The organism is Streptomyces sp. NPDC056734 (assembly GCF_042790455.1).
Taxonomy (GTDB): Bacteria; Actinomycetota; Actinomycetes; order Streptomycetales; family Streptomycetaceae; genus Streptomyces.
On the sequence record NZ_JBHTZD010000016.1, the window covers coordinates 55,028 to 67,186 of the forward strand.

Genomic DNA, 12,159 nt, shown 5'->3' on the forward strand with positions numbered 1-12,159 from the left:
GTGGCTGCCTCGGCCGGGGCGGTCGTGGGCGGGCGTTGCGCTCGGTGGGTGGTGGGTGGGGGCTGCGCCGGGCCGGTGGTGGGTGGTGAGTGGGGACTGTGCCTGGCCGATGGTGGTGTGCGTTGAGCCCGGCGGGGATGTGTGCTGACGGTCCTGAATCCCCACCCACGCCCGCTCAACGCCCCGGCCGTGCACTCGGGCAGGTCGGCGGCGGCGAGGGCCTGCACCATGAACGTGACGGTCGTATATGAGTGCTCAGGTGCCGTGGGTGTCGAAGCCCGCGACGACGAGCCGGAAGGCGCGGTCCGCCTGCGTCGCCGGGTCGGTGTAGTTCTCGGTGGCCAGGGCGATTCCGACGATCAGTGTGAGCAGATCGTCGATGGTGATGTCCGCCCGGACGGTCCGGTCGTCAATGGCCCTGCGCAGCAGCAAGTCCCCGGCCGCGCCGATGGCCGGTGCACAGGAGTCCGGGGCGGGCTCGTCCTGGAGGGGCTGGTAGGAGAGGACGTCCGCCAGACCGCGTGCGGCGAGTGAGTAGGCGAGCAGCTCGCGCAGCCATTCCACCAGCGCGGAGCGGCTGTCGGGCTCGCCGCAGAGCGTATGAGCGCGATCGCACAGGTCATGGACGCGCTGTTTGAAGACGGCTTCGAGCAGGGCTCTGCGGGTGGGGAAGTGGCGCCTCACGGTGCCTGAGCCGACGCCCGCGACGCGGGCGATCCGCTCCAGGGACGCCTGGGCTCCTTGGGCCGCCACCTCTGCCTCGGCCACGGCGAGGATGTGCGTGTAGTTGCGGCGGGCGTCCGAGCGCTGGCCGGTCATGATCTCCCCAACATTGATAAGTGGCGGGCCCCGCCGTATTGTAGCGAACACGAAACGGCGGACCCCGCCGTTTATGAGGTGCGTGACCGCTCTCTGTGATGTGCGTGACCGCTGAGGAGATGTACACATGACCACTGCCGCACCACCCGTACTCGTCGCCGGTGCCACTGGCCGCCAGGGCGGTGCCACCGCCCGCGCCCTGCTCGCGCGGGGAATACCGGTGCGCGCCCTGGTGCGCGATCCGGGCACGCCGCGTGCGCGGGCCGTCGAAGAACTCGGCGCCGGCCTGTTCGTGGGCGATCTCACCGAACCCGCGACCCTTGAGGCGGCCATGGACGGCGTGCGGGCCGTCTTCTCCGTGCAGATGCCCGCATACACCGAGCAGGGGTTCGACTTCGCCGGCGAGGTCAGCCAGGCGGACAACCTGATGACGACCGCGCGGGCCGCCGGTGTGGAACAGTTCGTCCAGTCCTCCACCAGCGGCGTGGGACAGCACATCGAGGCCCCGGGCTGGGCCGAAGGACGGTGGGCGGCGCTGGAAACCCCGCTCGGCACGAAGGCCGCGATTCAGGACCGGTTGCGCGAACTCGACTTTCCCTACTGGACGTTGCTCAAGCCGTCGTTCTTCATGGAGAACTTCGAGCCGTCCATGCGGTTCTACTTCCCCCGCGGTATCGAAGGGGGTCTGGTCACCGTTCTCAAACCGAGCACGCACCTGGCACTCGTGGCGGCCAAGGACGTGGGCCGGGCCGCGGCGGCCGCCCTCTCCGCCCCCGCCGAGTTCCACCGGGTGGAACTGGAGCTGGCCGGCGACTACCTGACCATGACCGAGATCGCCGAGATCCTCTCCCGCGCCGTGGGCGTCCCGCTGACGGCCCCGGACATGACCGAGGAACAGGCCCGCGCCGCCGGAATGGGCGACATGGGTGCCACCCACGCGTTCATGGAGGTTTTCGGCCAGCCGGCCCGGCCACACTTCGCTCGTGCGCTGGGCATCGACCTGACCGGCTTCGAAGAGTGGGCGCACGAACAGCTGCGGACCGCCGCCTGAGCAGGGAGGTATGACGTCAGCGCGTCGCCGTGCGCCTGCTCGCCGGCTTCGGGCGAGCCTCGCCCCCGGCGTGCCCGACCGGCGCCCGGCAGATGCTGGCCACCGAGGGGTTCTGCCCCGTGCGCCAGGACATCGCGCACAGCGTCCATGGACATCATGACGCCGACCGGCGTCACCCCTCGTCCGGCAGTGCAAGCTGTCCCCGGCGGGCCAGGATGGATGCTGTTCCGGCCGCGGCGGCGCGGACCGGGGTCTGGTGGCGGTCGGGGCGGAATCGGGTCGACGGTCCGGTGACGGAGATCGCGGCGAGTGGCCGGTCGCCGGCGTCCAGTACCGGCGCCGCGATGCACACCAGTCCCGGCACGGACTCCTCGTACTCGTAGGCCACTCCCTGCTCGGCGATCTGTTCCAGCTGTCTGCGCAGCAGCCCCGGCTGGATCAGGGTGCGGGAGGTGCGCCGCTCCAGCGGGCCGGTCAGGACGGCGTCGGTGACCGGCGGGGGCGCGTGAGCGAGGAGGGCCTTGCCGATGGCCGTGCAGTGCAGCGGCATCCGGCCGCCGAGGCGGGTGGGTGAGGGTGCCTGGCGGTGACCGCCGATCTTCGAGATGTAGACGACCTCGGTGCCTTCCCGGATTCCCAGGTGGACCGTCTCGTCGGTCCGCAGGAACAGGTCCTGCATGAACGGCACGGCGACCTCGATGAGGCTGCGTTCGGGGGCCGCCAGCATGCCCAGTTCGAACAGGCCGCCGCCCAGGCGGTAGCCGCGGTCGGTGGCCGCGAGCATCCGGGCGGCCACCAGATCCTGGGCGATCCGGTGCACGGTCGCCTTCGGCAGCCCGGTCCGGCGCGCCAGCTCCGACAGCCCCACGCCCCGGTCCTCCGTGCGGAAGCACCGCAGGATGCGCATGGTCCTGCCCAGCACGGAGCGCTCGTCCAGCGGGGCTTCGGGGTGGGTGTCGGGCATGCGGACCTCTCGAAGAAACGGTCCGCTCAGTGGACCACAGTCATGGTGCGGGGCCAAGACCGGCATGTCCACTGGACGGGTCAACGAAGGAGTGGTGCATGTCATCCGAGCAAACTTCCGGCGCGCGGCGGGCGCCCGTCCCGGACTCGGTCGTCGACGAGGCCGCACACCGGCTCGCCACGGCCGCCGCCACCGGCGTGACCTGTGCGCCGGTCAGTGATCTGATCGGCCCGGACGACATCGTCGCCGCCTATCGGATCCAGGAGCGGTTCAACGGCCTCCGCGCCCGCGGCAGGACCGTCGTAGGACGCAAGATCGGGGCCACCTCCGAAGCCGTACAGGTCCAACTCGGCGTCCACCAACCCGACTTCGGCGTGCTGTACGACGACATGCAGTACGCCGACGGGGCCCTGATCCCCATCGGGCGGCTGCTGCAGCCCCGGGTGGAGGCCGAGGTCGCCTTCGTCCTCGGCGCCGACCTCGCGGAGGGTCCCCTGGACGCGGCCCAGTGCCGCGCGGCCGTCGCCTGGGCGATGCCCGCCCTTGAGATCGTCGACAGCCGGATCACCGACTGGGACATCACCTTCGCCGACACGGTCGCCGACAACGCGTCCGCCGGCGTCTATGTCCTGGGCAGCGAGCGGCACACCCTCGACGATTTCGAACCCGCCGACGTGGTCATGGGACTGAAGGTCGACGGCGAACTCATGTCGTCCGGCAGCGGTGCCGCCTGCCTCGGCGACCCCCTCAACGCGCTCGCGTGGCTGGCCCAGCGGGCCCGGGAGTTCGGCGACCCGCTCCGGTCCGGCCAGGTGATCCTTTCCGGAGCCCTCGGCCCGCTCAGCCCCGTACGGCCCGGAGTGACCGTCCAGGCCACCATCCGGCCCCTCGGCACCGTGACGGCCACCTTCACCCCCGGTACCCCGGGTACCCCCGGTACCCCGGGTCCCCCCGGCACCCCGGGCACGCACAGCATCCCGGGCACCCCCGGTCCCCAAGGAACCCCCGGCACCCAAGGAACCCCCGGCACTCAAGGCCCTCAGCAGGAGTGGGACAAGTGACTGACACCCAGAAGACCAAAGTCGCGATCATCGGCTCCGGCAATATCGGCACGGACCTGATGATCAAGGTGCTCCGGCACTCCAGGCGGCTGGAGATGGGCGCCATGGTCGGCATCGACCCGGCCTCCGACGGACTGGCCCGCGCCGCCCGGCTCAACGTCCCCACCACTCACGAGGGCGTCGAGGGCCTGCTGGCCATGCCCGGCTTCGCGGACCTCGGGATCGTCTTCGACGCGACCTCCGCCAAGGCCCACCTCGCCAACCACGCCCGGCTCGCCCCCCTCGGGAAGCGGCTGATCGACCTCACGCCCGCCGCCGTCGGCCCGTTCGTCGTCCCCGCGGTCAACCTCGACGCACACATCGACGCGCCGAACGTGAACATGGTGACCTGCGGGGGACAGGCCACGATCCCGATCGTGGCGGCCGTCTCCCGGATCGTCCCGGTGGCGTACGCGGAGATCGTCGCCTCCATCTCGTCCCGCTCCGCCGGTCCCGGCACCCGGGCCAACATCGACGAGTTCACCGAGACGACCTCACACGCCATCCGGAGCGTCGGCGGCGCCGAGCGGGGCAAGGCCGTCATCATCCTCAACCCGGCCGAACCGCCCCTCATCATGCGCGACACCGTCTTCTGCCTGGTCGACGCGACCGACGCCGCCACCCACGAGCGGATCCGGTCCTCGGTCGCCAAGATGGTCGGCGACGTGGCCGCCTATGTGCCCGGCTACCGGCTCAAGCAGAGCGTGCAGATCGACCCGATCCCCGCCGACCAGCCGGTGCACACCCTGCTCGCGCCCGGCGCCACGAGCCACCCCACGCACCGGGTCTCGGTGTTCCTGGAGGTGGAGGGCGCCGCCCACTACCTGCCCGCCTACGCCGGAAATCTCGACATCATGACCTCCGCCGCGCTCCAGGTGGCCGAGCGGATCGCCCAGCAGGAGGAGAGCCAGCGATGAGCCAGGTCAACCTGTTCGTCCAGGACGTCACCTTGCGCGACGGCATGCACGCCGTCCGGCACCGCATCAGTCCCGAGGACGTCGGCCGGATCGTCGCCGCCCTCGACGCGGCCGGGGTCGACGCGATCGAGGTCGCCCACGGCGACGGACTGGCCGGCGGCTCGGTCAACTACGGCCCCGGCTCGCACAGCGACTGGGAGTGGATCGAGGCCGCGGCGGCCCACCTGACCAACGCCCGTCTGACCACCCTCCTGCTGCCCGGCGTCGGGACCATCGAGGAACTCAGGCGCGCCTACGACCTCGGGGTGCGCTCGGTGCGGGTGGCGACCCACTGCACCGAGGCCGATGTGGCGGCCCAGCACATCGCCACCGCCCGCGAGATCGGCATGGACGTCGCCGGGTTCCTCATGATGAGCCATATGGCCCCGCCCGCCGAACTGGCCCGGCAGGCCAAGCTGATGGAGAGCTACGGCGCGCACTGCGTGTATGTCACCGACTCCGGCGGCAGACTCACCCTGGACGGCGTCCGCGACCGGGTCCGCGCCTACCGCGACCTCCTCGACGACGGCACGGAGATCGGGATCCACGCCCACGAGAACCTCTCCCTGTCGGTCGCCAACTCCGTCGTCGCCGTCGAGAACGGTGTCGTCCGCGTCGACGCCTCGCTCGCCGGGCACGGCGCCGGCGCGGGCAACTGCCCGATCGAGGCGTTCGTCGCGGTGGCCGACCTGATGGGCTGGAAGCACGGCTGTGACGTGTTCGCCCTCCAGGACGCGGCCGACGACATCGTGCGGCCCTTGCAGGACCGCCCGGTGCGGGTGGACCGCGAGACCCTGACCCTGGGCTACGCAGGCGTCTACTCCAGCTTCCTGCGGCACGCGGAGGCCGCCGGTGAGCGGTACGGCATCGACGTACGGACCCTCCTCATGGAGGCCGGACGCCGTGGACTGGTCGGCGGCCAGGAGGACATGATCGTCGACATCGCCCTCGATCTGGTGGGCGACCGGGACGGCGACGGGGGCTGACACCCCGGCCGCCACGGCCGGTGCGGCGAACGCGCGGGGGCCTGATCCGAGGATCAGGCCCCCTGCTTGTCATGGTGGTGCTCGGGTCACTCGTCCGTGACAGTGATCGACACGCGACATGGCCTCGATGGCGGTGGCGTACGTGAGGTGGTCGAGCCCGGCCCCGCCCGGTTCCTCGGGGCGGGAAGCGATCAGCGTCGACCGATCGTTTCCCGCCCCCTGCGGACGGACGGGGACGCGTCAGACCTGCGGCACATCCCTGATGTATCAGACCTGCGGCACATCCCTGATGTAGAGGATCGCCTCACTGCCGGTCAGATGCTCCGGCGTCAGCGGAAAGTAGCCGAACCAGGAGGAGACCCGGGGAGTGGGCGGCGGGCTGGTGAGGGCGGTGGCCAGCCGTCGCGCGTCGAGGAGCGCACGGTCCTGCGGGAGCCCGTACAGGAGCCCCTCGACGGTGTCCTTCGGCGGGATGTCCACGCCCCGGTGCCGGATCGTGCCGAGGCCGGTCGTCACGACGGCGTACTTCCGGCCGAGCCGGGCGGCGGCCAGCGCGCCCGCGCTCCACCACCGCAGCGGCTGCCCGCCCATCCGTATCTCGCCGAGGTGCCGCTGGAGATGCAGATGGTGTGCGAAGGCCAGGGTCGGGCCGCGCTCGGCGAGGGCGAGCAGGTTGTCCGCCATCAACTGGTCCCGCACACCCAGCAGCCGGGTCATCCGGCCCGGTGAGGTGTCGGCCAGCCAGGAGTGATAGCGCAGCAGCCCGGTCGCGGTACGTGCGTACAGCCGCGCCCGGTCCCACGCCTCCCGGGACGTCCGGGCGATCAGCCGCGGCGACCGTTCATGGACGAGGGACGCCATGTCGTCGGCGAGCAGCCGCAGTTCGCCCGCCTCCGGTGACCGTCCCACGGACCGGGAGGGGTCCCGCATCGCGCCCTCGTCGGTCCAGCGGCCGTCCGGGCCGAGCAACCGGAGCAGGGTGTCCGCGGTGCAGGGCAGCAGTTCGGCGTCCACCTCCGCCGCGAGACAGCCGTGCAGCGCGAGGAGGGCCTGGCGCGGGCTCGCGGGGCCGGTGATCTCCAGCGGGGCGTCGAGACCGGCGAACCGGACCTGATCCGCCGCCGGCCGGCCGTCGTTGTGGGCGCGCATCCAGCGCACGAGGTCCCGGTTGGCCGCGGACGCCCCGAGCCCATGACTGAAGCCATGCTCCATGACCTCGTCGAGAGTGCCCGCGCCCGAGGTGACATGGTCGTCCACGACCAGCCCCATCAGGGCGTCGCTCTCGATCGCGATGGTCCGGTACCCCTCGTCCTCGACCAGTTGCCGGAACAACGCGTTGCGTGTCTCCAGCAAGGTGTCCTCGCCGTGCGTGGGTTCGCCAAGGGCCAGTACCCGGGGCCGGTCCGGAAGCAGCCGCAGCAGCGCGGCCGCGTCGACGGCATGGACGGTGTCCTCGATGTCGGTAGCCATGCCATGAACGGTATCGTTGAACCTACGGTGGAGACTTTTACGCGAGATCCTCGGGATGGTGGGGAAGGTATGCAGAAAAACCCTCAAAGCGAGGGGCGGGCCAGGCTCAGGCCGGTCGATCTGGCGCGCGCCCATGGACTGTCCACCCAGGCCGTCCGGAACTACGAGGACGCGGGCATCCTCCCCACCGCCGACCGCACCCCCCACGGCTACCGCACCTACACCCCCCTGCACGCGTCGGCCCTGCGCACCTTCCTCGCCCTGGTACCCGGCCACGGCCATCGCACGGCCACGGCGATCATGCGGGCGGTGAACGAGAGCGGGCACGAGGACGCGTTCCGCCTCATCGACCAGAGCCACGCCCAGCTCCTGGACGACCGGCGGACCCTGGAGGCCGTCGAACGGGCCCTGCGCGACCTGGAACCCGAGCCGGGCCCGGAGCCGTCGCCCGGCGGCAGCATGTTCATCGGGCCGCTGGCCCGGCGGCTCGGCATCCGGCCCGCCACCCTGCGCAAGTGGGAGCACGCCGGACTGGTGCGCCCGCACCGCGACCCCGGCACCGGATACCGCGTCTACACCGAGGCCGACGTACGGGACGCCCGGCTGGCCCACCAGCTCCGGCGCGGCGGCTATCTGCTGGAGCAGATCGCCCCGCTGATCACCCAGGTACGGGCGGCCGGCGGACTGCAACCCCTGGAAGCCGCCCTGCGCGACTGGCGGAACCGCCTGTCGGCACGGGGCCGCGCGCTGCTGGGCGGGGCGGCGGAGCTGGAGACCTACTTGCGCGACCGGTGACCGGTGACCGGTGGCTGGTGACCGGTGGGCCGATGGCTGGTGAGGTGACCAGCCATCGGTCACCTCACCAGCCATCGGCCACAGACTGTCGGCGCCACCGGCCATCGCGTGGGCGCTACGCCCTCCCCCCGCCCGTGAATCCCGCCCGCCACAGATCCCGCAGCAGGGCGATCTCGGCCATGTGATGGATGAGTTCCAGGTTGCAGCCCCAGATCACGCCGATGAACGGCTCGTCGGCGTCGGAGCCGTACGGGTACTGGGAGAAGCCGATCGTGTCGAGCTGCTTGGGCGTCACCGTCGCGATCCGCTCGCGCCAGCTGTCCAGCGCGGAGAAGAGCCGCTCCAGGGCCAGGGACGCGGACGGGGTGAAGTCGACCAGCTGCTTGGGATCCCGCCGCCGCTCGCCGAAGGTCCACTCCCAGGTGCCCGCGAAGCAGAAGTGCAGATGACCCAGCCGCCAGGCGATGGTGGTGACCGGCGTCGTGTCGGGCTCCACCGGCCCGGTGTGGGCGAGGACCTCCGTCACCCGCCCGACGCTCACGCTCCAGTCCTCGGCGATCTTCTCGATCGTCATACCGCTCTCGACCTGCCGGGCGACCTCGGCGTACTCGCTCGCCGGAATGTCCGGCGCGCCCTGGTCGAGCAGCCAGTCACCCGGCCCGAACGCCCTGGGTGAGGTCGCCTCCTCGCGCCGCCGGATCGAATGGCACCCGGGCACCGGCTCCCACAGATACTCCTCGTCGCCGAGCCCCGTGAGCCGTACCTCCGCCGTCTCCCTGGCCTGGTCGAACTGGTCGATCAGCACGCTCAGACGGTCGGTCCTCATATCCCCGGTCTCCACCGCGGCCCCCTCGCTCCTCACGCGGTCACGACCCTCGCCCCCGCCCTCGCGGAGGCTAGCTCCCGGACAGCGCGGGCCGCCACGGATTTCCGCCGGCGAGTCACCCCGTAGACCCGCGTGCCCGCAAACACGCATGCGTACGGGATCACCGCCATGTCACGATGGCGTGGGGGAGGCGAGGTTCCATGGACGAGTCGAGGCGGTTCCACCGGGCGCTGGGCGAATGGGCGGCCGGAGGGGCCCGCGCGGGCGAGGCCGCGTCCGAGGCACGGGCGCTGGCCGGCGCGGTCCGCACGATCGTGCTCGTCGAGGGCCACAGCGACGAGGCGGCGCTGGCGGCGCTGGCCGCGCGGCACGGCCGGGACCTCGACGCGGAGGGCGTCGCCGTGGTCCCGCTCGGCGGCGCGACCAACATCGGCCGCTTCCTGGACGTCTGCGGCCCACCAGGGCTGGGCCTCCCGCTCGCCGGACTCTGTGACATCGGCGAGGAACGACACTTCCGCCGCCACCTGGAGCGCGTCGGCCTCGCCACGGCCCTGACGCCCGGCGAACTGGAGTCCCTGGGCTTCTACGTGTGTGTCGCCGACCTGGAGGACGAACTGATCCGTGCCCTCGGCGCCGCCGGAGTCCAGCAGGTCATCGACGCCCAGGGCGAGACGCGCCCCTTCCACACCTTCCAGGGCCAGCCCGCCCAGCGGGAACGCCCCGTGGAGCACCAGTTGCGCCGCTTTCTGGGCACCCATAGCGGCCGCAAGGCCCAGTACGCGCGGGCGCTGGTCACCCACCTCGACCTGACCCACGTACCCAGGCCGCTGGATCGTCTGCTCATGTCCCTCTGACCGTCCCGGGACGTACGTACGTCCCGGCGCCCGCGTCAGTCATCCCCCTCGGGCGGGTCAGGTAGTCGGCGCGGACGGCCACCACGGGCTGCGGGCGCGGATGTCGGACTGGGCGCGGGAGACCGGGCCCGGGTACGCCTTGTCCGGGAACCATGGCAGGGTCGGCACGGCGTCGAAGCCGGGCAGCGACTCCATGTGCCGCGCCATCCGCTCCCGGAGCCGCCGGTCGGGCAGTTCGCCGCGCATGGCGCCCGCGTTCTCCGTCATGTGGTCCGGGTCGGAGGTGCCGGGCAGGGCACAGGTCACCGCCGGATGGGCGATGACCCACTTGAGGAAGAACTGGGCCCAGTTCGCCGCGCCCGCCTCCGCCGCGAAGCCCGGCAGCGGCCGGCCCTCGACGACCTTGTGCAACCGGGCCTTCTCCAGGGGCATGTTGGCCATCACCGCCACCCCGTTCGCGGCACAGGCCGGCAGGACGCGCCGCTCGGCCTCCCGGGTGCGGATCGAGTAGTGCACCTGGATGAAGTCGAGGTCGCCGCGCTCGACCCAGTCGGCCAGGACACCGAAGTAGGCGGGCTCGTGATGAGTGACTCCCAGGGCCCGGATCCGGCCCTCCTTCTTCCAGGCGTGCAGCATCGGCAGGACACAGTCGACATTGACCAGGTTGTGCACCTGCATCACATCGATGGGCCGGCCGCGCGAGAGGCGTTCCATGGAGCGTTCCAGACTGGCCAGCGCATGGCTCTCGTCCCACAGATGCTCGCCCGTGGCCCAGATCTTGTCGGTCAGGAACACCTGGTCCTGGAAGCCCGCGACGGCGGCGCCCGTATTGGCCTCGGCCGCCCCGTACAGCGGGGAGGTGTCGATCACCCGGCCCCCGGCCGCCCAGAACCGCCGGACCACCTCATGGAGCCGGGCGGTGTCGGCGCCCGGCAGGCTGTCGAACACGGTGAAGGTGCCGAGGCCGATCGCCGGGAGCCGCTCCCCGGTGCCGGGCAGCATCTTGGTGATCAGTCTCCCCGGCGCCGGCGCGGCGGGCTGCTCGCCGTCCCCGGCTGCCGCCGCCGTGGTCGTCCCCGTACCGGCGACCGCGAACGCCGCCGCCAGGCCGCCCGCCGCCTTGAGCACATGGCGGCGGGACGCGGGCGGGTCCGGGGCGAGTGCGTCGTGCGAGGCCGTGCTGTCGTGGTGGGTCAAGGCCAACTCCCGTCGTGAGCGCCGTACTTGCCGCTTTTGACCCTAGGCCGGGGAACAGGGAGAACGCACAGACCCGTTCGGTCGGTGGAGATACCCTCACGGTATGCCGATCGACCTGCGTCTGATGCGCTATGTCATCGCCGTCGCCGAGACCGGCAGCTTCCAAGGGGCCGCCGAGCGCCTGCACATGGCACAGCCCCCGCTCAGCCGTCAGATCCGGCAACTGGAGAAGGAGCTGGGAGTCGCCCTGTTCCACCGGCGGCCCACCCGGCCGACCCATGCCGGTCTGGCCTTCGTCGCCTCGGCGCGCGAGGCGCTGGACGCGGCGGAGCGCACCGTCGCCGTCACCCGCCAGGCCGCCCGCACCGCCACCGGCACCGTACGGGTCGGCTACGGGCCGATGTCGGCGCACGCCGAGATGCCACAGCTCGTCGCCGCGCTCGCCGGGGACCATCCGGAGGTCGTTCTGGAGACGCAGGAGGCATGGGACACCGAACTGCTGGAGGGCCTGCGCGACGGGGAGTTCGACGCCGTGCTCGGCCGCCATCTCCCGGTGCCCGACGGCTGCGCGGCGGTACCGCTGCGGACGGAGGAGTACGTGGTCGTCGTCCACGCCAGCCACCGGCTCGCCGGGCGGCACGCCGTGGCCCTGCGCGACCTGCGGGGCGACACCTTCCGCTTCCTCGCCCGGGACCTCGCGCCCGCCTACCACGACGCGGTCCTCGCCGTGGCCCGCAGCACCGGCGAGGACTTCACCGTCTGGGAGAACCCGGTCCCCGGCCTGCGCAACCACCTCGGCATCCGCAGCGACGGCTTCATGCTGCTGCCTCGCTCCGTCGCCGCGCATCTGCTGCCCGCCGCGGCCCACCTGCCCCTGACCGACCCCCTCCCGCCGATCACCCTCCACCTGCTCCACCGCACCCCGCACGACGCCCCGGCGCTGAGGGCCTTCGTCCGCACGGCCCGGCAGGTCGCCGCCCGCGAGGACTGGCCGACGGCTCGCTGACCGGCCCGCCGTGCATCGGTCCCTCTCGGCCGTCGCCAACGCCCGCCGCCATCGCCCGTCACGTCCATCGCCGCCGTCGAGCGGGCCAAGAGCCTCCGGCGGCCGAGCCCGAGGCGCCACCGGGGGCGGCCCCGG

The 12,159-nt window shown here is 72.0% G+C and carries 12 protein-coding genes; 7 read left to right on the forward strand and 5 right to left on the reverse strand.

Annotation, left to right across the window (positions count from 1 at the left end; genetic code table 11):
- Positions 1-255 precede the first annotated feature (255 nt).
- Positions 256-819 carry a TetR/AcrR family transcriptional regulator gene (locus tag ACFRFC_RS24200; protein WP_382692363.1) on the reverse strand — a complete coding sequence of 188 codons (564 nt, stop codon included), beginning with the start codon at positions 817-819 and terminating at the stop codon, positions 256-258.
- A gap of 127 nt (positions 820-946) precedes the next feature.
- On the opposite strand from ACFRFC_RS24200, the gene ACFRFC_RS24205 reads away from it, so the two are divergent.
- The gene (locus ACFRFC_RS24205) at positions 947-1,870 is read left to right on the forward strand and encodes an NmrA family NAD(P)-binding protein (RefSeq protein WP_382692362.1); all 924 of its coding nucleotides are present in this window, start codon (positions 947-949) and stop codon (positions 1,868-1,870) included.
- 172 nt (positions 1,871-2,042) lie between these two features.
- Here the strand turns inward: ACFRFC_RS24205 and ACFRFC_RS24210 are convergent, their stop codons facing one another.
- Positions 2,043-2,834, reverse strand: a complete 792-nt coding sequence (locus ACFRFC_RS24210; RefSeq protein WP_382692361.1) for an IclR family transcriptional regulator — start codon at positions 2,832-2,834, stop codon at positions 2,043-2,045.
- Positions 2,835-2,932: 98 nt separating this feature from the next.
- On the opposite strand from ACFRFC_RS24210, the gene ACFRFC_RS24215 reads away from it, so the two are divergent.
- From ACFRFC_RS24215 to dmpG, 3 genes are read left to right on the forward strand one after another with little or no spacing between them, the layout of a single operon-like run.
- Entirely contained in the window at positions 2,933-3,895 is a 963-nt protein-coding gene (locus tag ACFRFC_RS24215; RefSeq protein ID WP_382692360.1) for a 2-keto-4-pentenoate hydratase, read from the forward strand.
- Positions 3,892-4,851 carry an acetaldehyde dehydrogenase (acetylating) gene (locus ACFRFC_RS24220; protein WP_382692359.1) on the forward strand — a complete coding sequence of 320 codons (960 nt, stop codon included), beginning with the start codon at positions 3,892-3,894 and terminating at the stop codon, positions 4,849-4,851. Before ACFRFC_RS24215 ends, ACFRFC_RS24220 begins: the two co-directional genes overlap by 4 nt.
- On the forward strand, positions 4,848-5,876 hold the full coding sequence (dmpG, locus tag ACFRFC_RS24225; RefSeq protein ID WP_382692358.1) for a 4-hydroxy-2-oxovalerate aldolase: 1,029 nt from the start codon (positions 4,848-4,850) through the stop codon (positions 5,874-5,876). Before ACFRFC_RS24220 ends, dmpG begins: the two co-directional genes overlap by 4 nt.
- 267 nt (positions 5,877-6,143) lie before the next feature.
- Here dmpG and ACFRFC_RS24230 read toward each other — a convergent pair whose 3' ends face one another.
- Positions 6,144-7,346 carry an erythromycin esterase family protein gene (locus ACFRFC_RS24230; protein WP_382692357.1) on the reverse strand — a complete coding sequence of 401 codons (1,203 nt, stop codon included), beginning with the start codon at positions 7,344-7,346 and terminating at the stop codon, positions 6,144-6,146.
- Between the two features lie 69 nt (positions 7,347-7,415).
- Here ACFRFC_RS24230 and ACFRFC_RS24235 point away from each other — a divergent pair, with 69 nt between their 5' ends.
- Positions 7,416-8,141 (forward strand): TioE family transcriptional regulator, encoded by a 726-nt coding sequence (locus ACFRFC_RS24235; protein WP_382692356.1) that lies wholly within the window; start codon positions 7,416-7,418, stop codon positions 8,139-8,141.
- Positions 8,142-8,256: 115 nt separating this feature from the next.
- On the opposite strand, the gene ACFRFC_RS24240 is transcribed toward ACFRFC_RS24235, so the two are convergent.
- Positions 8,257-8,982 carry a DinB family protein gene (locus tag ACFRFC_RS24240; protein WP_382692355.1) on the reverse strand — a complete coding sequence of 242 codons (726 nt, stop codon included), beginning with the start codon at positions 8,980-8,982 and terminating at the stop codon, positions 8,257-8,259.
- Between the two features lie 185 nt (positions 8,983-9,167).
- Here ACFRFC_RS24240 and ACFRFC_RS24245 point away from each other — a divergent pair, with 185 nt between their 5' ends.
- On the forward strand, positions 9,168-9,821 hold the full coding sequence (locus ACFRFC_RS24245; RefSeq protein WP_382692354.1) for a TOPRIM nucleotidyl transferase/hydrolase domain-containing protein: 654 nt from the start codon (positions 9,168-9,170) through the stop codon (positions 9,819-9,821).
- Positions 9,822-9,878: 57 nt separating this feature from the next.
- Here the strand turns inward: ACFRFC_RS24245 and ACFRFC_RS24250 are convergent, their stop codons facing one another.
- Complete coding sequence (locus ACFRFC_RS24250) at positions 9,879-11,018, reverse strand: aldo/keto reductase (RefSeq protein ID WP_382692353.1); 1,140 nt, start codon at positions 11,016-11,018, stop codon at positions 9,879-9,881.
- Positions 11,019-11,121: 103 nt separating this feature from the next.
- Here ACFRFC_RS24250 and ACFRFC_RS24255 point away from each other — a divergent pair, with 103 nt between their 5' ends.
- Positions 11,122-12,024: a LysR family transcriptional regulator gene (locus tag ACFRFC_RS24255; RefSeq protein WP_382692352.1), complete on the forward strand. Its 903-nt coding sequence runs from the start codon at positions 11,122-11,124 to the stop codon at positions 12,022-12,024.
- The last annotated feature ends 135 nt before the right edge of the window (positions 12,025-12,159 follow it).

What these genes read in the sequence shown, in the direction of transcription:
- ACFRFC_RS24215 (WP_382692360.1), top strand. Translation starts at nt 2,933, where the DNA reads ATGTCATCCGAGCAAACTTCCGGCGCGCGGCGGGCGCCCGTCCCGGAC.
- ACFRFC_RS24255 (WP_382692352.1), top strand. Translation starts at nt 11,122, where the DNA reads ATGCCGATCGACCTGCGTCTGATGCGCTATGTCATCGCCGTCGCCGAG.
- ACFRFC_RS24245 (WP_382692354.1), top strand. Translation starts at nt 9,168, where the DNA reads ATGGACGAGTCGAGGCGGTTCCACCGGGCGCTGGGCGAATGGGCGGCC.
- dmpG (WP_382692358.1), top strand. Translation starts at nt 4,848, where the DNA reads ATGAGCCAGGTCAACCTGTTCGTCCAGGACGTCACCTTGCGCGACGGC.
- ACFRFC_RS24235 (WP_382692356.1), top strand. Translation starts at nt 7,416, where the DNA reads ATGCAGAAAAACCCTCAAAGCGAGGGGCGGGCCAGGCTCAGGCCGGTC.
- ACFRFC_RS24205 (WP_382692362.1), top strand. Translation starts at nt 947, where the DNA reads ATGACCACTGCCGCACCACCCGTACTCGTCGCCGGTGCCACTGGCCGC.
- ACFRFC_RS24230 (WP_382692357.1), bottom strand. Translation starts at nt 7,346, where the DNA reads ATGGCTACCGACATCGAGGACACCGTCCATGCCGTCGACGCGGCCGCG.
- ACFRFC_RS24200 (WP_382692363.1), bottom strand. Translation starts at nt 819, where the DNA reads ATGACCGGCCAGCGCTCGGACGCCCGCCGCAACTACACGCACATCCTC.
- ACFRFC_RS24210 (WP_382692361.1), bottom strand. Translation starts at nt 2,834, where the DNA reads ATGCCCGACACCCACCCCGAAGCCCCGCTGGACGAGCGCTCCGTGCTG.